17 protein-coding genes are annotated in these 19005 nt (G+C 48.7%); 7 read left to right on the top strand and 10 right to left on the bottom strand.

Translation table 11 applies throughout. From position 1 onward, the window contains the following. Positions 1-494 (top strand): DUF512 domain-containing protein (locus PHW04_15295; protein MDD2717253.1); only part of this gene is annotated, 494 nt, incomplete at its 5' end. Positions 495-499: 5 nt separating this feature from the next. On the opposite strand, the gene PHW04_15290 is transcribed toward PHW04_15295, so the two are convergent. Further along, complete coding sequence (locus tag PHW04_15290) at positions 500-1420, bottom strand: hypothetical protein (GenBank protein MDD2717252.1); 921 nt, start codon at positions 1418-1420, stop codon at positions 500-502. Positions 1421-1597: 177 nt separating this feature from the next. Here PHW04_15290 and PHW04_15285 point away from each other — a divergent pair, with 177 nt between their 5' ends. Together PHW04_15285 and PHW04_15280 are read left to right on the top strand one after the other, a co-directional pair. Next, complete coding sequence (locus PHW04_15285; protein MDD2717251.1) at positions 1598-1807, top strand: hypothetical protein; 210 nt, start codon at positions 1598-1600, stop codon at positions 1805-1807. Positions 1808-1949: 142 nt separating this feature from the next. Continuing rightward, positions 1950-2291, top strand: a complete 342-nt coding sequence (locus PHW04_15280; protein ID MDD2717250.1) for a DUF4143 domain-containing protein — start codon at positions 1950-1952, stop codon at positions 2289-2291. A 90-nt stretch (positions 2292-2381) separates the two neighbouring features. Here PHW04_15280 and PHW04_15275 read toward each other — a convergent pair whose 3' ends face one another. The 3 genes from PHW04_15275 to PHW04_15265 are packed head-to-tail and all read right to left on the bottom strand — an operon-like array spanning position 2382 to position 5602. Beyond that, on the bottom strand, positions 2382-3071 hold the full coding sequence (locus PHW04_15275) for an ABC transporter ATP-binding protein (GenBank protein MDD2717249.1): 690 nt from the start codon (positions 3069-3071) through the stop codon (positions 2382-2384). Between the two features lie 13 nt (positions 3072-3084). Further along, complete coding sequence (locus PHW04_15270) at positions 3085-4302, bottom strand: ABC transporter permease (protein MDD2717248.1); 1218 nt, start codon at positions 4300-4302, stop codon at positions 3085-3087. 10 nt (positions 4303-4312) lie between these two features. Continuing rightward, entirely contained in the window at positions 4313-5602 is a 1290-nt protein-coding gene (locus PHW04_15265; protein ID MDD2717247.1) for a hypothetical protein, read from the bottom strand. Between the two features lie 119 nt (positions 5603-5721). Here PHW04_15265 and PHW04_15260 point away from each other — a divergent pair, with 119 nt between their 5' ends. After that, positions 5722-7245, top strand: coding sequence for a TolC family protein (locus tag PHW04_15260; protein ID MDD2717246.1), 1524 nt, complete (start codon positions 5722-5724; stop codon positions 7243-7245). 77 nt (positions 7246-7322) lie between these two features. On the opposite strand, the gene PHW04_15255 is transcribed toward PHW04_15260, so the two are convergent. The 5 genes from PHW04_15255 to PHW04_15235 form a co-directional block, all read right to left on the bottom strand. Then, positions 7323-7955 (bottom strand): hypothetical protein, encoded by a 633-nt coding sequence (locus PHW04_15255; GenBank protein ID MDD2717245.1) that lies wholly within the window; start codon positions 7953-7955, stop codon positions 7323-7325. Positions 7956-8053: 98 nt separating this feature from the next. Further along, positions 8054-8680 carry a LysE family translocator gene (locus PHW04_15250; GenBank protein ID MDD2717244.1) on the bottom strand — a complete coding sequence of 209 codons (627 nt, stop codon included), beginning with the start codon at positions 8678-8680 and terminating at the stop codon, positions 8054-8056. Continuing rightward, positions 8674-10083: an FAD-linked oxidase C-terminal domain-containing protein gene (locus tag PHW04_15245; protein ID MDD2717243.1), complete on the bottom strand. Its 1410-nt coding sequence runs from the start codon at positions 10081-10083 to the stop codon at positions 8674-8676. The genes PHW04_15250 and PHW04_15245 overlap by 7 nt, the downstream gene beginning before the upstream one ends. After that, positions 10083-11270 (bottom strand): electron transfer flavoprotein subunit alpha/FixB family protein, encoded by a 1188-nt coding sequence (locus PHW04_15240; protein MDD2717242.1) that lies wholly within the window; start codon positions 11268-11270, stop codon positions 10083-10085. Before PHW04_15240 ends, PHW04_15245 begins: the two co-directional genes overlap by 1 nt. A gap of 49 nt (positions 11271-11319) precedes the next feature. After that, the gene (locus PHW04_15235) at positions 11320-12135 is read right to left on the bottom strand and encodes an electron transfer flavoprotein subunit beta/FixA family protein (GenBank protein ID MDD2717241.1); all 816 of its coding nucleotides are present in this window, start codon (positions 12133-12135) and stop codon (positions 11320-11322) included. A gap of 128 nt (positions 12136-12263) precedes the next feature. Between PHW04_15235 and PHW04_15230 the strand changes: the two genes are divergently transcribed. After that, positions 12264-12728, top strand: a complete 465-nt coding sequence (locus PHW04_15230) for a hypothetical protein (protein ID MDD2717240.1) — start codon at positions 12264-12266, stop codon at positions 12726-12728. Between the two features lie 83 nt (positions 12729-12811). Beyond that, complete coding sequence (locus PHW04_15225; protein ID MDD2717239.1) at positions 12812-14287, top strand: SH3 domain-containing protein; 1476 nt, start codon at positions 12812-12814, stop codon at positions 14285-14287. A 142-nt stretch (positions 14288-14429) separates the two neighbouring features. Here PHW04_15225 and PHW04_15220 read toward each other — a convergent pair whose 3' ends face one another. Beyond that, complete coding sequence (locus tag PHW04_15220; protein ID MDD2717238.1) at positions 14430-16070, bottom strand: ABC transporter substrate-binding protein; 1641 nt, start codon at positions 16068-16070, stop codon at positions 14430-14432. A 224-nt stretch (positions 16071-16294) separates the two neighbouring features. On the opposite strand from PHW04_15220, the gene PHW04_15215 reads away from it, so the two are divergent. Then, the gene (locus tag PHW04_15215) at positions 16295-18934 is read left to right on the top strand and encodes a hypothetical protein (protein MDD2717237.1); all 2640 of its coding nucleotides are present in this window, start codon (positions 16295-16297) and stop codon (positions 18932-18934) included. The last annotated feature ends 71 nt before the right edge of the window (positions 18935-19005 follow it).

Here is a 19005-nt window from a genome sequence, read left to right as displayed (position 1 = left end):
CCGATGAGTTCTACGTGAAATCAGGCCTTCCCTTTCCTCTACATGATTATTATCAGGGTTATCCTCAGATGGAGAACGGTATCGGCAAGGCCAGGTTTTTCCTTTACGGATTCAAGCGAAAACTGGGACATTCACGCCTTAAATTTCGTAAAATCGCAGTCCTGACTTCGGTCTCAGCAAGGAATGTCTTTTCACAGGTCAAGCGTGAACTGCGGCAGCGGGGAGTGAGATTGGATTATTTCTGTGTGCCCAGCCGCTTCTGGGGGCCGCAGGTTACTGTGGCCGGACTTTTGACCGGTTCGGATCTAAGGGACTACATTACTGATCACCTGGACAGGCTGCGCCAGTATGAGCGGATTTTCGTGTCCAGAGTCACGCTCAATGATGACAGGCTGTTTCTGGACGGGCTGCAGGGAAATCTCTCGGATCTCTCGAGTAAGATCCGTTTCTGCGCAGATTCCGGCTCAGAGTTCGCGGACTGCCTGATTGAATGAATTTCTTACAATCCAAATAATTTCAGAGTCTCTTCCACGTCATCAGCATTAAGTGTTCCGGATCCGGCACCTGATTGCAGCACAGCCTTGACCTGCTGCAGGGCAGGTTTCACCATTTCCTTCACTTCAGCGGAAAGCTGGTCATAGGCATTGGCAGCCTGCTGCAGTCCGAGATAATGCCTGTATTCGAGCATCTTGATGATCCCGTCTGTCAGGTCCAGCAAAGCTTCTTCAGGTGTGAACCGATTCCCGGTTTCGTCACCACCGATCCCTGCGATCCTGAACAGATTGTCGGTGAGCCATTTGTTAGGCATCAGCGGGAGTTCGGTCAGGTTGTCGTGCAGAATGCAGCGGAACTCCAGCTTGCTTCCTTCGCCGATCCAGCAGAACAGATAGCATTTGCGCTTGGGGCATGCCTGGCACAAGGGCATTTCCCCGCCAGGCAAAATCTTTTTTAGACGGGTGTAAAAATCGAACGGCATTTCACCATTGTTTTCCTCTAGGACCTTTTTAGCGGCTTGATTCAGGATTTTCTTGTTTTCAGTGCATTTGTCAGCTGTAACTTCCAGGCTGCCTGTACAGTCATGATATTTGCATTTCATGGTAGGCGGGTTAGCCGGACCCAGTGAAAAATAAAGATATTCCTTCTCTGAACCTGTAGCAGGGCATTTGGGTACCTGCTTGTCAGGAATATACGCCTTCAACTTTTCGAAGAGATTCTCGTCAACAGTGCCTCCAGCTGCGATGAATTTATCCATCGCCCTGTTCAATACTCCCTTGTTTCTGATACAGTCCCTGATCACCTGTTCTTCTGTATCGAATCTGGAAAAGCTCTGCTGCAGCGAATTATCTTCATCAGCATAAAGGGCTAGTTGTCCGGCATTTAAAAGGATCAGGATAAAGAAAAATACCCCTATGAATCTCATACTATCCCCCTGCTGTACTTATACTCCGGGACATTTGCATAACCTCAAATGACGTTCTGCAAAAGGTCCTCTTTTATAATCTAATTATATTTAGGATTCAGACTTTAGCAAGGCTATTTTGAAATTGCCCTGGGAACATCCATGAACATGGTTCCCTTTTAGCGCAAAATCTGTTCAATGGCTTTGATTAAAATCCAGTTTACCTTCTCCCTCCATGTAGATCCAGTAACCGTGATATATGTGCAGCTTTTTCAGGGTGCTGAAATCTATGGCAGGGGTGTTCAGAAAGGTATGGAAACCTTCAGAACCTATGTCATCCGGATTCTGAAAAAGCCCAGTACATACCGCATTTCAGGAATAGAGGCGAAGAGCTCAACAACAGCCTGACGAGACGCGTCCCCAATTTTCCTCAAGTGTTCCTCAAGTTTGTTGACACCGAAAAATTCCCCCAAAGTCGAATAAAATTGCCATAATAATTGACTTTGGTAGAAATTATTTGTAACAAGGTTATCTCTGGGACTGGTCTGAGATTGAGGAAAATCCCGGTGCAAAGCTTGAAAACCTTGTGGCAACACATCTTCTGAAACTAGTCCATTTTCTGACCGATGCAGAGGGATACAGGACTGAATTATGGTTTCTGCGGGATCTGGACGGCAGGGAAGTGGATTTTCTGGTGACTGAATCAGGAAAACCGTGGTTTGCCGTGGAAGTCAAGGTGTCAGATCGGAAACCCGGCCACATGTTGCGCTACTTTTCATCCAGGATCAGTATCCCTTATTCATACCTTGTAGTTGATGATGAAGACTGCGATCTCAACGCTGACGGAGTGCGGGTGATCGGGCTTGCCAAATTTCTGGCCGGTCTGGTGTGAACAGGGAAATTCTCAAGACAGGTATCGAGATCCATGTAAATTAAAGCTCCCGACTGACAAAGAAGTCGAAGATTCGGGAGGAAGATGGGACTATTGGTTTTTAGTCACATCCGACACCACCAGCCCGTCCTTGAGGGTGATCACCCGGTGTGCATAAGCCGCGATGTCCAGTTCATGCGTGACGAGAACGATTGTCTTCCCCTCTTCATGCAGTGAATGGAACAATTCCATGATCTCAATGCCTGAGGCAGTATCCAAGTTGCCTGTAGGCTCGTCAGCCAGGATCAGTCCCGGATCATTGACCATGGCCCTGGCAATTGCCACCCGCTGCTTCTGCCCGCCCGACAATTCATTGGGAAGGTGCTTCATGCGTTCACCGAGCCCCACCCGCTCCAGAATGTCATGAGCTTTCTTCTGACGGTCCTTGCGCCCGATTTTTGCATAAACAAGCGGCAGTGCCACATTTTCCAGCGCAGTGGTCCTGGACAGCAGGTTAAAGGACTGGAACACGAATCCGATTTCCCTGTTCCGGATCGCGGCCAGCTGATTCGCGGAAAACGAACTTACCAGTTTTTCCCTGTAATAATACTCACCTTCAGACGGACGGGAAAGGCATCCCAGAATGTCCATCAGCGTGGTCTTGCCTGAACCGGACTTACCCATCACAGCCACAAATTCACCGGCTCCGATTTCAATACTGATTCCACCCAGGGCGCTGATCGACACTTTCCTGGAAGGCTGAAAAACTTTTTTGAGGTTTTTTGTTTGAATCAGTTTCATTTCTTCAACCGTTTCATTCGTATCTAAGACATTCTATCGGATCAAGCCTGGATGCTTTAAACGCCGGATAGATCCCGAAAATCAAGCCTGTCACAGCTGAAAAAGCCAGTCCGATAAAAATGGAGTTGACTGAATAAGCCACAGGCACATGCGGAACATAGGAAAGGCCGAAAATCAGCAGCACTCCCATCAGGATCCCCAGTATCCCGCCAAACATGCAGACTGTCATTGATTCGATCATGAACTGGAAAAGAAGATCACGCGTGCGGGCTCCAACAGCCACTCTGATCCCGATCTCCCTGGTGCGTTCAACTACAGACACCAGCATGATGTTCATCACCCCGATTCCTCCTACAAGCAGCGAAAGCGCGCCGATCGCGCCGATTACGGCAGTCACGATGTTCATCACATTGTTCACTTTTTTGAATACTTCAGACATGGAAGTGATCTTGTAATCATATTTATAGGAACATCTGGCAGTCAGGTCATTGATGATCCTGGTGACAACCGCGTTCTTGTCGGAAATATCGTCGCGGAGCGTGAAAACAGGGACTGAGCTGTCCTCGCCTGCCATTTTCTGCGCTGTACTCAGTGGAATGAAAGCTTCCAGTTCGATATTGGACTGTACAAGTTTGGAGTTTTTAACCTCAGACTGAATAATGCCTATTACAGTAAAACTTGAACCTCCGATACTGACAGTCCTGTTCAGAAGGCCTTCGTTCTGCTTCAATGCCTTCAATCCTTTCTGCGTGATCAGGCAGCAACGGTTGGCTGTGCAGTCGTCGATTCCGGTCAGGAAACGTCCGGCAATCAGCTTTTTTTTCGTCATCTTTGTCAGGTATTCAGGTGATACTCCCATGATCGTGCCTGACTGGACCATTGATCCGCACTTGACGTCCTTTTCGAGATGTACCATCAGGGATAAAATACCGATCTCTTTGATTTTCGCCAGCTGCTTCAATTCCTGTCTGGTTATGACACGGGAATTGTAGTAGTAATCGTAATCATCTGAATCCTCGCTGCTTTTCTGGGAGTATTTCGAGTCCAGATAGTAAAGTTCCGATCCACCGAGCTGGGAAAGTTCTCCTTCGATTTCCTGCTTTGTGGCTAAGGACAATGAATAAATCGCCACTAAAGCCATGATTCCGATCGAAATGCCCGACAGATTGAGAAAAGTCCTCAATTTATGCAGAAAAAGGCTTTTCAGTGAAAACAGGACATAATCAAGCATTTGAACCTCATTACTTGCCTTTCTTGAACTGGTTTTTTTTGAGAGTCTGCTTGTCTGAAAGTTTTTCCAGATCGCCAAGCACGATCACGTCTCCGGCGGAAAGCCCTTCCTTCACTTCCACTTCCTGGCCGTTTGAAAAGCCCAGCTCGACTTTGCGCTCGCTGACTTTCTCCTCATCAGCGAAATACACATAAGCGATGGTTTCACCCTTACCAGAGGAAAATTCGAATGATTCATCCGATTTTTTCTGGGTAACTCCTTCTACAGGGACTACTATAGCCTTCTGATCCATGATCCTGAATGATGTTTCACACTCCATGTTTGGAAAAATCTCAGGCAGTTCATCACTGAGCTTGAGGAGTATTTTGCCTTTGAAGACCTTGTCTGTTTCCCTGCGTTCCAGGACAGGAAACTTGAAAGCAACTTCTCCCGTATAATTCTCATCAAAAGACTTGAAGTAGATTTCAGCAGTAGTGCCATTTGCAATCAGAAAAAAATCATCAACATCCAGATAGCAGATCACGCAAAGATCCTTGATGAATCCATATTTATAAAGCTTGGTGTCCTTTGTGATCTGATCTCCCGGATTGATCTGATACTCGAACATCATGGCAGGCTCATCTGATTCGAACCTGATCTCAGGATTTTCATAATATTTAAGCAGCCGCCTGTACATATCGAGCTGCTCCTCATACTGTTTTGTCTTCCCATCTATATACTCTTTGCTGTCAAACGGGTTGTTGATGCTGGAACTTTTATCCTTCATGACCTGAAGGTAATTTTCCAGGGATAGATTATATTCTTTAAGAGAATAATCTTTTTCTTTCTGGAGTAGAGACAGTTCCTTGCTGAAATACTCAGACTTGGTAGCCAGCAGATTTTTTTCGCGTTCAGCCTGATTCTGTCTGTACCAGCAGTCAGCCTTGAATTTCTCGGATTCATCAAAAATCCTGAGATACTCTTCACGTGTTCTCAGAAGTCCGGCCAGAGTTTCCCCACTGTCCAGCTGAATCACAGGTGTTCCCTGCTCCATATATTCCCCGGCCCTTAAAAGCAGGCAGGAGATCCTGGAATCAACCTGGGAAGCGGCATAATATTCCTTTTCGAAAACAAGGGCTCCGGTGCAGTCGATTTCATTGGTAAAATCCTTTACTTCTACTGTGAAAAGTCCGTATCCTTTCCTTTCTTTTTCTTTTTCCGAGTCGTCACTCCCGCCGAAACCAATCCGGAATTCGGCTGCCAATGCATGTGAATACAGTAAAAAAAGGATGAAAATATAAACTGAAATTCTCTTTAGCATCACTTTAACCTCTTGGCTGAAGATTGGTACATGATATCACACTGATAAAATCAATAAAATTACTCTTTTTCAAGTTTTCATGATTGCAACTGGGTTCAAGATCGGATATTTTAATATTGATGAAAAAAACAATCCTCAGATCATTTTTTCTGCTCCTGTTTTTCAATACAGGAGCTGGGGCACTGGAACTTTCAGACCTCGCGAAACTGGCCCTCGAAAACAGCCTGGATTACCGCGCCGAATGGCTGGAATACCGGATCGAACTCAATCAGAACGAGCTGGAACGGTTGAAATACAAGCTGATCCCGAAATTCACCCATAATTATCAGAAAGGCATTGTTTATGAGCAAGTTTACAGTGCCGACACGACAGCCGACGAATCAGGAACAGAAGTCGAAGAAGCCCGCCGGAAATTCAGCAGAGGTTATCAGAAAGCGACCGCAGCGGAAGATTTCAGCTTGTCCTCTTACGGCTATGTAAACACACGGACCGAAAAGGAAAATTACGACTCCACCCTGTCTTTCGGACATTCTTACCTGAACGGGAATAAACTGGATTTCACCGCCGTCTCTTCAGCAGTATCCGCTGATGGTTACACCAGTAAATATCTCAACACATACGGTGTCAATCTGACTGTTCCCATCGCCGGAGCCCAGCACAGCCTCGACTATCTGAATCTGATGAGCATACAGGAAACAAAGCTTTTGAAGGCTGAGAATGCCCTGCTGCAGTCGATGCTGGAAAAACTCTGTGCGATCTCTTTAAACTACGCTGAACAGAAAATCACGGAAAACAGTTTAGCCCGATACCAGAAGCTGGAAACCGAATACAGCGGTAAGTACAAGGCCAGATTACTTTCAGAAAGCGAATACCTTACCACTAAACTGACCCGCGATGAATCCGCGAAAGAGCTTCAGAAAGCTACCTGCGAGCTTGAGGCATCCTACCTTGATTTCGGAGTTCTCTTCGAAAAACCAACCAGGCTCAGTTCCGCCGAAGTGGATACTCTGGTGGGAAAACTGATCAAAATTGCAGAGAAAATTCCGGAACCGACACTTGCAGGCATCAAGCAGTCCCTGCTTGAAAATAATCCTGACAGACTTACAGCCAGTGAAGAACTGAAAAAAGGCGAGCTTGATCTGAAAAACCTCACCCGCAAGCTTGGAGGCAACCTGGACCTGGTGCTGAACGGGCAGAAGCGTGGAGAGGGTGAATCGATGAGAGATTCCCGTGTTTTCGACGGCAAAAGCTGGCTGGTAGGCGTGACTTATGACGTTCCTTTAGACAGAAAAAGCCTCAAGCTTGAAATCAAGAATCAACAGCTTGCCATTGAAAAGCTTAAAAACAGCCTGCTGCTGCTTGACCGCCAGGATTATCTGTCAGCCATGACCTATCAGAAGGATTATCGCTCTAAAAAAATGGACTGCGAGATATCCGACATCGCCATGCGAAGGTCCGCCATCCAGCTCAAGGAAGCAGATAAAAATTTCAAGAAAGGTGAGATTTCCCTGGACGAATATCTGGACTATCTAAGCACCTACCAGGGATCTGAAGTTACAAATTCAAGCAATCTGATCAACTTCGCCCTCTATAAGTTCACACTTTTCGGTCTGGGCCATGAAAGCATTCTCAAGCTGTTTTGAAAAGCACCATCTTCCAACTTATGAACAAGGCCCGGGATTCCCGAGCCTTGTTCAGACATAAAATCATCAGCTAAAAACTATTTCCCTTCTGGTCTGCCTTTCCTGTCTCCGCCTCTTCCAAACAGTTCACCTTTGCTGTCCTCAAACAGCTTGAACTGGTCGGCGGTGACCGCAGCTTTCAGCTTGTCTTCGAACTGCTGCTGAATCCCCTTCATTTTATCCATGAATGCCTTCTTGACATCGTCTGAGGCATCCCGGCCAGGCCTCTGGCCTGCCAGTTCAGTTCTCTGCTTGAACATGTCCTGGACCAGCGGTGTGACTGCAGTCACTTCGTCTGTGGTGAGGGTGAGCTTTTCGATCAGTTTTTCCATCATTTTTCCGGCCATCTCATTCTGGCGAGCCATCTTCTTTTCCTCAAGCAGTTTGGTGTACTGGGCATACTGGTCAGGGGCCAACGCTGCCTTGAGTGAGGCATCGAATTCGGCTTCCATCGAATCGCGTTTTGCCATGACTTCTTCAGGTTTCAGGGCTTCCTTCTTGGCATTGAAATCTTTGATCAGCGTGTCCACTTTCGTTTTCACTTCACCTGTGAGACTCAGGTTGTCGATCAGCCCCTGCAGTCCGTTGTCATTCTTCACTTCTTCAGTAGCTGCCACAATGCCGCAGCAGAAAACGAACAGAGCAGCGATCAGCAATGCTTTCCGATTCATCCCATACCTCCGATTAGTAGAAATTATGGTGGATTATAAACCTGTCTCCGGATAAAATTCAAATCACAAACAATCTGGAAATGTTCCGCAGAACCGTTTCACCTGACTGCAGTTGCAAGTTTTACAGCGATGCAGGCGAATACGGTACCAGCCACTCTGTGCATGACTTTCTGTGCTATCCGGGAGCGGTTGAGCCATTGTCCTAACGTTCCGGCCAGCAGAGCGATGGCGCTGAAAATCAGGATCGTTGCCAGAATGAACAGGCTTCCCAGCATCATCAGTTGAACCGGTACAGACCCTCTCTGCGGATCAGCGAATTGTGGCAGGAAAGCCAGGAAAAATATCGACACTTTGGGATTTGTGACATTCATGATGATGCCGCGGCAGTAAAGCTTGAAGGGAGCAGCATCTACAGCGGTGCCTGAACTGAGTTCAGCGTCTGCAGCTCTGAATGCCTGGAAAGCAAGATATCCGAGATAACAGGCACCCAGTGATTTCAGGATAAAAAAAGCAGCCCTGGATCTCTGAAAAAAGACAGCAACTCCTAACGCCACCGCACTGCTGTGCACAAGAATTCCTGTACAAAGTCCGAGAGTGATCAGAATGCCTGCTTTTCTGCCGGAGAGCGATGACTGGGTCAATACGAAGATGTTGTCAGGACCGGGCGCCAGCGCAAGGGCAATCGATGCCGCAAAGAAAGTCAGTGCAACCTGGAGTGTCAGCATCTGACAGAACGGCAAACTTTGCCTGGATTGAGAATGTTTTTCGGATCAAATGCCACCTTGATCCGATTCTGCAGCTCCATTCCCTGTTTGCCGATGGACAATTCCTGGTAGGGAAGTTTAGCGAAGCCGATGCCGTGCTCTCCTGAAACAAGCCCGCCGAGTTCCCTTGATTTTCCATAAAGACGGTCAAAAACCTGTCCAAGTTTCAGCTTCCATTCATTTTCGCTCAGCCCGTCCCTAAGCGCATAGATGTGGAGATTTCCATCTCCGGCGTGACCGAAGCTTTTGATCCGGATGCCAAGTTCCGGCTGCAGGGAGTTGGCATACTTCACAAAATCCGCGACTCTATTGCGGGGTACCACCACATCGCATTCGTCGATGGCGCTGGTGGAAGCCTTGATCGCTTCCAGGAAGGCCCCGCGCGCGCTCCAGATCGATTCCTCCCGCTCCAGAGTGTCTGAAATCAGCACATCCAGGGCACCTGATTCAAGACAAATCGCAGCCGCCCGCTCAAAGCTCTTCTCGATCTCCTCCCTGCTGTTGCCGTCGAATGTGAGAAGCAGGTAGGCGTCAGCTGATTTGTCGGGAAAGTTCTTCCCCAGGAAATCTTCGGCAGCCAGAATCACGTCACGTACCATGTATTCTATGGCAGTTGGAATGATCTTGGCATTGATAATCCTTGGCACAGTCTCGATCGCCTGTTCCAGAGTCGGGAACGGAATCAGAAGGCTCATCTTCTTTCTAGGGAGCGGCACGAGTTTCAGGATCGCCCTGGTGACAATGGCCAGAGTTCCTTCAGAACCGATGATCAGATCCTTGAGACTGTAACCGGAACTGTTCTTGACAATCTTGCCGCCCAGTTCCAGCACGCTTCCATTCGGGAGCACTATTTGAAGCCCTCTCACATAGTCCCTGGTCACCCCATATTTCACTGCCCGCATCCCACCCGCATTGGTGCTGATGTTGCCGCCGATGGTCGCACTCTTCTCCCCTGGATCAGGAGGGTACAGCAGATCGTGGTCTTCAGCATACTTTGAGATTTCCATCAGCATTACACCGGATTCCACAGTCAGGGTCAGGTTTTCCTGATCCAGTTCCAGGATCTGATTCATGCCTGTGAGAATCAGCATGATGCCGCCATGAAGAGCCACAGCCCCGCCGACCAGACCTGTACCCTGACCTCTGGGTGTAAAAGGAATGCAATGCTCATAAGCGTATTTCATGATCCGCGAAATTTCTTCAGTGCACCTGACTTCGACCAGGGCTTCAGGAGCTGACCGCAGCCCTGTCAGTTCGTCCCTGTGATAATCTTCACTGATCGCGTCTCCTGTATGAACCCGATCGCTTCCACAGAGGGAAACCAGAAATTCCAGGTCAATTTGAGTAAGCTTGTGATATTCCATCAATCCATCCTGCTTTTCCCTGTTTTCTCTATGAAGTCCGGGATTACTTCATAGATATTTCCGATTATCCCGTAATGCGCCACTTGCATGATCGGAGCGTGCCTGTCCTGGTTGATGGCCACGATGCAGGTCGAATTTTTCATGCCTGCCACGAACTGGACAGATCCCGACACTCCACAAGTGACGATCAGTTTCGGTTTCACTGTCCTGCCGCTCAATCCGATCTGAGTCCTGGGGTCAGCCCAGCCTGCTTCGATCAGAGGCCTGGTAGCCGCGATTTCAGCGTTGAGTGCCAAAGCCAGCTCCCGGATCAGCCGGAGGTCGTCCTGTTTTTTAAACCCGCGCCCTGCCACCACCAGAATTTCAGCGTCTTCGATTCCCCTGGCTTTAGGTTTAGGCTGCCGCTCAAGCAGCCTGATCCGTGACCCGAGTTTTTCCTTTGCAATCCGGCACTCATTGATCTTTCCAGTAATCTTGTCCATCCGCTCCGGAGCGGAAAAAATCTTGTATCTGACTGTAGCGAACTGAGGCCTGTGCCTGGGAGTCCGGATATGGGCCATGATGTTGCCGCCAAAAGCCGGCCTGATCTGATCCAGGTCTGTGTCAGGCTGGATGTCGAGAACCGTGCAGTCAGCGGTGAGGCCGGTGCGGAAACGGGCCGCCATGCGGGGGGCAAGCGACCTGCCGATCTCGGTGCCTCCCACCAGCATCACAGCCGGTTTGATTTTCCCGATGAAATCCTCGAACACTGCAGCAAACGGTTCGATCCTGAAATTCTGAAGCTCCGGATCATCGTATCTGAAAACTTCATCCACTCCATAATGCAGCAGTTCAACGGCTTCTTCCCCGCTTCCGCCGATCAGCAGGCAGTAAACGGGATGCCCGATCCTGGCGGCCATTTCGCGGGCTTTGCCGATCAGTTCCAGGGTCACGGGATGGATGTGTCCATAGGTGCGGTCAGCGTAAACAGCTATCCCGCGCCAGGCGCTCTTGTCTACAGTCTTCCTTTCTTCCTCGACCAGTTCGAACACTCCCGCAGGTCCCTTTTTCAGACAGATCCGGCACATTTTGCAGCCTGAATTGATCTCCAGCCTGCCCATCACGAGCTCGATCGCTGCAAACGGGCAGAGACTGATCAATGCGGCGCTGTCTTTGATTTTCTGCTGATGAATAATGATTTTAGCCATGCTTATTTCCCGCAAAATCTTGAGTGCTTTATTTTAAATGATGAATACTTTATAAAAATTTCAGTTCCCTCATTTTTCTGCTCAACTTTTCAGCCAGTTCCCCGCTGTTGCCCTCCCAGATTTCCTGGTGCACGTCTGATACAGGCGGAAACACCTTCAAAACAGAAGTAGGTGAGCCGTTCAGTCCGTAATGCAGTTCATCCGGATCATTCAGGTCAGCCAGAGTCAGCATCCTGATCTCGCGTTCTGCTGTCGCAAGCTTCAGTCTGTAAGACGGCAGGCGCGGCTGATAAATACTCCGCTCCACAGTAATCAAACAGGGAAATTCAATTCTTACAGTTTCCAGGGCATGGCTGAACTCCTGCTCCACAGTAATCGATTCCGCTGTAATTTCTACGATCCGGCGCACATTGGTGGCATGGGGGATTACCAGGAATTCGGCAATTTCAGGACCGACCTGGGCAGTATCTCCATCTGTAGTCATCTTGCCGCAGATGATCAGGTCAGGTTTCGCAATCTTCATAATCCCCTGCGAAAGTGTATATGCAGTAGCCAGCACATCAGCTCCGGCGAAACGCTTGTCAGTCAAGAGAGCTCCGGTATCCGCCCCCATCATGAAGGCTTCCCTGATCGCGGCAGAGGCCTGAGGCGGCCCCATGCTGACGACACTGACCCTGGCTCCAGTCAATTCTTTCAAGCGGACCGCAGTTTCTATCGCCGACAGATCATAAGGATTCAGTTTGGCATCAACCCCGTCGCGGAGCATCACTCCAGTCTTCGGGTCTAGTTTCACTTCACTCGTTCCTGGTACCTGCTTGATGCAGACCACTATTTCAAGTGTTTTGCCGTTCAGATTCGCCTTCATTTTTTACTCCGTTCAGCAGATTATCATTTCACTCAATTATTTTAAAGAGACAACAAGTAAATAAGTATGAAATTGAATCTGAAAAATGGTAAAATCAGCGAAACAATTCTGATTTTTTGGGGGATAAAATGAAAAAATGGGCTGTGCTTGTTCTCCTGGCCTTCATTTCCACGCTGGCAGCATCAGATAAAAAACCTGTCTCGACAACCGGCAGCAAAGGTCTGGATCAACTATTGAAGATCATTGAGAAAACAGAGAAAAGCGGCAGGATTGATCTGAAGGATACAAGAGACTTCCGCAAAAAGGCCGCCCATTTTATCAGCCTTGACAAGCAAAATCTTTCCAAGCTGGAGTCTGAATATTCGGCGTCAGAAAGGATAGCAGTGCAAAGCAATCTGGATGCCATGCAACTTTCACTCACCAATGCCTCTGAAAGCCTGAAAGTCATCGGAGAGGAAGCCAGGAAATCTCCTCCAGATCTCAATCTGTATACCCAGTCAGGAAGAACGGTAATCAGTAATTTGACGAACTTTCTCAATACTTACAAAGCCGTCAGTGATAAAGGCAAACATAATCAGGGTCAGCAATCATGACTTTTTCATCATTTTTACTGATTTTTTCCAGATATCAGGTATAATTATAGTAGTATATAAAGTATGTAAGTGTAGGGGGAAGTATGAAGTATGCAGCAATATTCTGCTTTTTTATCACTTTCCAGGCAGCCCAGGCAGGCGGCCTGATCGAACTTCTCAACGATTACAGCACAGCAGCCGAAAACCGCATGGCCCTGCAGGCAGTTGCAGAACGTGGCGGAGAGGTTCAGGATGCGCTCAGTGAATCCTATCAGGCAGAAGAGCATCTGGCATCTGAGATCCTGTTGATACTTGACGCAGGGGATGACATCAGCGAAGTGTTGATGGGCTATCTGGTTGAACAGACTGACAGCAGGAAACTCAGCGTGTTCAGCAGATTCTTCGATGGTACGGACCGCGGTCAGTCCGGAGCGCGGATTATGAATAAAATCAACGCAGTGTCAGAGTCCGGAGTTGAAAAACTCGATGCAGCTCTCCCCTATGTCGTAGGTTCAACCGGCGCCTGTCTGATGCAGGAACCTGATTTTCAGTCAGGCTCCATGGCACTGCTCCAGGCAGGAACCAGAGTTTCTGTCAGGGGGATCAGCGGGAACTTCTATCTGGTTGATCTGAACGGCACTGCAGGTTATCTCCCAGACAGCCTGGTGAACCTGGATGATGATTCTCAGACGGCAGTAAAGGATGGCTCCAGAGGTTCCCAGGGCACTGTCACTGCCGCCAGTTTGAATGTCAGGAAAGGTCCGGGAACCAGTTACGAGATCGTGGACTGTCTCGCAAGTGGTGCCACAGTGCCTATACAGGAAAGCTCCAATGGCTGGTGCAAAGTCACTACCCCCAAGGGCATCACAGGCTGGGTTTCTAAAAGTTATCTCAATATTTCAGACGACAGCAGTAACAATGACAACAATCACACCGATGTTGTTCCGGAAGGCGACATCCCTGCCAATGTCTCACAGTTCACCAAGCTCAGCAATCAGGATCCCACTTACTACTGTTCTACAAGGGAAAAGGGATTTCCGACTTCAGGAACTCTTTACGGTGTCAGCTACAATGGCAGCGAAAAAAAAGACATCCTGACTCCTTCAGGCTCAAAAATTGCCACAACGAGCGGCAGATGGTTTGCCTGTCTCTGCATGCAGGGCAGCGGAATCATGAAAGACGACCGCTGCGCCACCTGGGCAGGCAACAAGCGCTTTAATCTGGCTCCCAACGGCTGCAAGGGAATCACAGCTACCGGCTACTGGGTTGTTTCCTTCCATACCATGGCTGTGAACAAGAATCAGATGCCTTACAAAGGCGTTTATTTCATCCCGAAATCCCGAGGGCTCAAGCTCCCGAACGGCGAGACGCATGACGGTTTCTGGTTCGCCCATGACACAGGCGGTGCTTTCGTGAATGCCAACAACCGCATCGACCTTTATGCTGACATGGACGAATGGGTCACCTGGATGGAGAACAACTGCGCCCAATCACATTCCAAGGTGGAAGTTTACAGAGTCGACAATGCCACCAAAGATAAAGTCTACGCCAAGTACAAGGACTTTCTGGGTAAGCAATAGATTTACCAGCAGGCCTGAAAATCCCTCAGGCAGCTGGATTTATTGTTATTTCCCTTGAATCAGGAATCTCTGCCTAAATTTTGTGGAGACTCTGACAGGACTTTCAGCCAATTTCATCTTCTTGCGATGAAGATTACAGACATCACCGTTTCTGCATTCCTTTAGGCACGAAACAATGTGCAAGATCGTCAAGCATGGCATCCTGTGGAGCAGAAATCTCCCTGAATCTGCTGTCAACCACATAGGTGCGTCCGAGCGGGCAGAGGAACATTGCGGGCTGTTCCTCTGCAAGGATGCGGTGGAAGTCGTGGTAGAGCTTCACCCTCACTCTTTCGTCTGAAACTGTTTCCAGACTGTCAATAATGGCGTCTGCCCTCTGGCTGGAATATCTGGATGAGTTGAAACCGCCGTTCTGGGGAGTTGACGAGGAATACCAGCGCCCTTTCAGAAAATAAGAATTATCGTAACCGAATGCATCTTCCGCAAAATCAAAGTCCCCGGAATTGAAAGCTGCGAGCATGTCTTTATACGGCATGGGGTCGAGCTTGACAGAGAGGCCGATCTTCTTCCAGAATTCGCATAAACTGCGGCTGATCAGCGACCCCTTTCCCCCGCCGGAAGCTCCGCCTATGAAGCGCAGGGATATCTTGTTCCCGCGGTATTCCAGCAGACCGTCGCCGTCGCTGTCAGTGATGCCTTCGCTCTTCAGCAGATCCAAGGCTTCCGCAGTATCATATGGCAGGGGCTTGATCGTGCTGTCGTAAGGCCAGGAATCCGGAGGAAAGGGGCCGCTGATCGCTTTTTTCTGCGTCTGGTACACGTCTGACAGCAGGGAATCCCTGTCCACGGACATAGTCAGGGCTTTTCTGATCACAGGGCTGGAAAGCAGAGGCCTTTCGCAGTTGTAGGCTATTGTCATGCACCCTCTCCTGATCGGAACGTGAATCAGACTGAACCTTTTGCGCATTTCGGAATCGAATTGCTTCAAGTATTGATCTGTGGAAATTGAAGTGAAATCGATTTCTCCTCTCTTGAGAGCCAGGTATGCGGCTGTCGGATCAGAAATGAATTTGAACATGACCCCATTCAGAAACGGCCTGCCGTTGAAATAGTCGTTGAAGGACTCCAGAAGTATGAAGTCGCCCTGGACCCATTTCCTGAGCATGAATGGGCCGGTCCCTCTAGGTTCGGACAGGACTTCGCGACTGCCCTCCATGGAGAAACTCGACCTGGGAACTATGCCCAGCATTGCTACGTCGTACATTTCAGGGCTTGATTTTCTGAAATGAAGAGTCACGGTCATGTCAGAGACCGCTTCGACTGTTTCCAGATTCTGCATCGACACTGTCATGTGCTCTGGGTTTCTGTTCATGACTCTGGAGTAGAAGTAGCGCACGTCTTCAGCTGTGAAGCTGCTGCCGTCATGGCATCTGATATTCGGTCTGAGTCTGAAGGAGATCGACTTTTTGTCCGCAGAAACCTCCCAGGCTGCAGCCAGATCCCCGCACAGCCTGTCGTTCTGGTCGGTTTTCAGCAGAGCGTTGTAAATCAGGCTGGTGATCTGCATCGAATACTCATCGTCAACCAGAGCAGGATCCAATGTCTTCGGCTGGTCGACAACACAGATGATCAGAGTATCCCCGTAACTTGGCGAAAGATCCGGCCCTGATTCGGCAGAGCTTTCCAGATTTGGTTTCCCGGTGTTTTCCCTGGAATTGAAACCGCAGCCAGTAATAAAAATCATCAAAAAAAAGGCTGGAAGTAAGAATGTCTTATGGTTCATGAGCACCCCTTGCTTGAAATGAAAAACAGGTTAGAACATTTAACCTGAGCTGTTAAATTTTACCGGCTTTAATCGCAGTTGTATAGTATTCTCCGCAGCAAATCAGAAACTTTGATCAGTCCCGTCAGGGTATCCCATGGGCAACTGCAGCCTGCAGGATCAAAGCAAAAAAAACGGCCGTTTTCTTTTTGAGATTTCTGATCCTGAAGGTTATCATTTGAGATATGAAAAAGAATTTTCAGACTGCCTCAAGAACCGAATTCATCAAACAACTGATGGACAGAACTGCCGGTTCTTGCTGCATCTGCGTTTCAGGCCTGGCCGGATCAGGCAAGACCTGGGTGGCGAAAGCCCTGGAAGCTGAGATTTTGAAGAATAGGAAAAACGCAGTGAAGCTCGACTGCAGGCAGACGTCAGCCTCCGATTTTTACCGCTCTCTCTCTGAAGCCCTTCTGCCTTATACCGGTAAAGGGCAAGCGCAGACCTTTTCCGAACCCGGAAAGCTGCTTGATTTCCTGGCTCAAAAAAGCGTTACGCTGATCATCGATGACTTCCAGTTTACAGAAAGCCAAGCGCTCGCCTTGTTCGAAAAAGCAGCTGGTTACGGGACCGGCGGGCTGGTGGTTTTCTCCAGGGAAAGGCCGCGCACCAGCCTGGAAACCAAGGGCGAGATCTTCACCTGCGTATTGCCTGGCCTGTCTGAGCAGGAGACAGGAGTGATGATCGATTCCCTGTTTGAATTCCAGGGTCTGGAAGCGCCGGCCCCGGATGCAAAACAAACCGTCTTCAGGTTAACCCAGGGTCACCCCTTTTCGATCAAGGCAATCTGTGCAAAGCTCATGCAGGGCGGCCTGACTTTGATAGATTTGAAGAATGGCGAAAATCTTCAAACCGTGCTGGGTAATCTTCTGGAATGGCCGGCCTGGGACTCCCTGGCCGAAGGCTTCAGACGGATCCTGAAATTGATCTGCGTCCTGCGCATTCCAGCTGACCGGGAGATAATCCGGGACGTTGCCAAAGATGACACAGCCGCTGTGCTTGAAAAACTCAGGGTTTTCTGTCTGGCGGAATTCGACCTGCACGGCAGGATTTTTCTGCTGCAGATCCTGAAGAATTTCATCCGCGGGAAGATAAAGGAATCCGAGCTCAGCGAGTTCCATAAAGAAGCGGCGGACTTGCTGCGCAGCAGGTTTGGCCTGGAACCTGTCTATCTGGAAGAGATTTATTACCATTACACCAGTGCCGGTGAGAGGCATACAGCCATCGACGCCTTGGCAGACTTCGGTACTGCGAATCTTTTTTTACAGGAAGCATTCCAGGGATTAATTGAGATCATCAGGAGCGAAATTGCCAACTGCAATTATCGGGTGCAGGATCTGAAGGCTGTCCTGATCGACCAGCTGGTCCTGCAACGCAGATTCCCTGAAGCTTTGGTGGAAATTGCAGGCCTCAGCGGATTTTATGGTCAATACTTCAGCGCAGGGGTCGAATACTACAAAGACAACAGCGAATCAGCGATTTCCCTGTACAATAAGATTCTCAGTCAGACCCGAGACCAGAAGCAGAGATTCCTGCTGCTCAACAAGATCGCTTTGTGTCATCTGGATTCAGGAGAATCAGAAAAAACACGGAAAATTCTGGATGAATTGCCATTGATGCAGGAATTTACGGACAACCCAATGGCGCGCATCAGATATCATGTGTCCTATGCAAGGCTTTCAGGGTATTCCGGAAATTTCGGGCTGGCTTTCGAAAAATTAGAGCAGGCGATCGGACTGATGCAAAAAAACAGGATAACTTCCGGATTAGGGAATCTTTTGAGTTCAAAAGGGCATTATCTGATGATGCTGGGCAGAATTGCTGAATCGACCCTGATGGCAAAGGAGATTTTAAAGATAGGAGAGAAGAACGGCGATACTGCGCTTCAAATTTCAGCTTACGGCCGTCTCGCGCTTCTCAGCTATCTTGCCGGGGATCTGCGGAATTTCATCGACTGTCACCTCAAATGTATTGAACTCTGTAAATATTCCGACCATTCACTTCAAATTGCACAGCATCAGGCAGACATCGGCATAGCCTATCTGAGGCTCGGGGAATCAGTGACAGCAGAGCACTATCTTCTGACAGCCCTGGAAACGATCGACGCCAGTGAAGACTTTGGCTGGAAAATCACAGCGAATGATTCCTATTGCGAGTTGCTGATCGTGATGGGCCGTTTTAGAGAAGCTCTGGAGAAACTGCGTACTGTCGAAAAACTTTTCCAGGGCAAATGTCCGGCACTTTACACGACTTTCAATTTTCTGATGGGAACAGTATTGGAAAAGCTTGGCGAGGCAGACAAGGCAGGGGATTATTTCAGCCTCTACAGGGTGGACCTGGATTCCATAAACTCTGAAGCCAGGAAATTGATCGAAAAGGACAATTCCTGGCTGGATCAGAAACTTAAAGAGCCCAAGAAGATCAGAATTCTCCGCAGAGATAACCCTACAGAATACATCAGTGCTGATGAAGCGGAATCAATCCGCAGTCAAGCCGGGACTTTCGAGTTTTTCGCGGATTTTACGAGTCCCAGTGTATATGTAGACGGAAATCAAATCGAGATCTTCAGGAAAAGGGTACTGGCGAAGCTGCTGCAGGAGCTGGTTTCAGTCCCAGGGACAGAACTCAGCGCTGATTATCTCTATCTCAATCTCTGGAACAGGAATTTCGAACCTGAAACCGATGCCAGCACATTCCGCTCCACAGTATCCCGCCTGCGAAAAATCCTGGACCCTGACGATGCCTTTCGTTTCATCCTGAATACTGAGGATTCGTGCGGCTGTTGCTTCAGTGCCTCTGTCAACTACTGCGTCCTTCTGAATTAACTGGCCATTTGGCTGCTTTTCCCGATTTGCAGCAACTTGCTGCACTTTGCAACTTCACTTCAGTCTCCCCC

The organism is Candidatus Wallbacteria bacterium, from assembly GCA_028687545.1.
Lineage (GTDB): Bacteria > Muiribacteriota > JAQTZZ01 > JAQTZZ01 > JAQTZZ01 > JAQTZZ01.
Note: the sequence above shows the minus strand (reverse complement) of the source record. Positions and strands in the feature narration are given on the sequence as shown.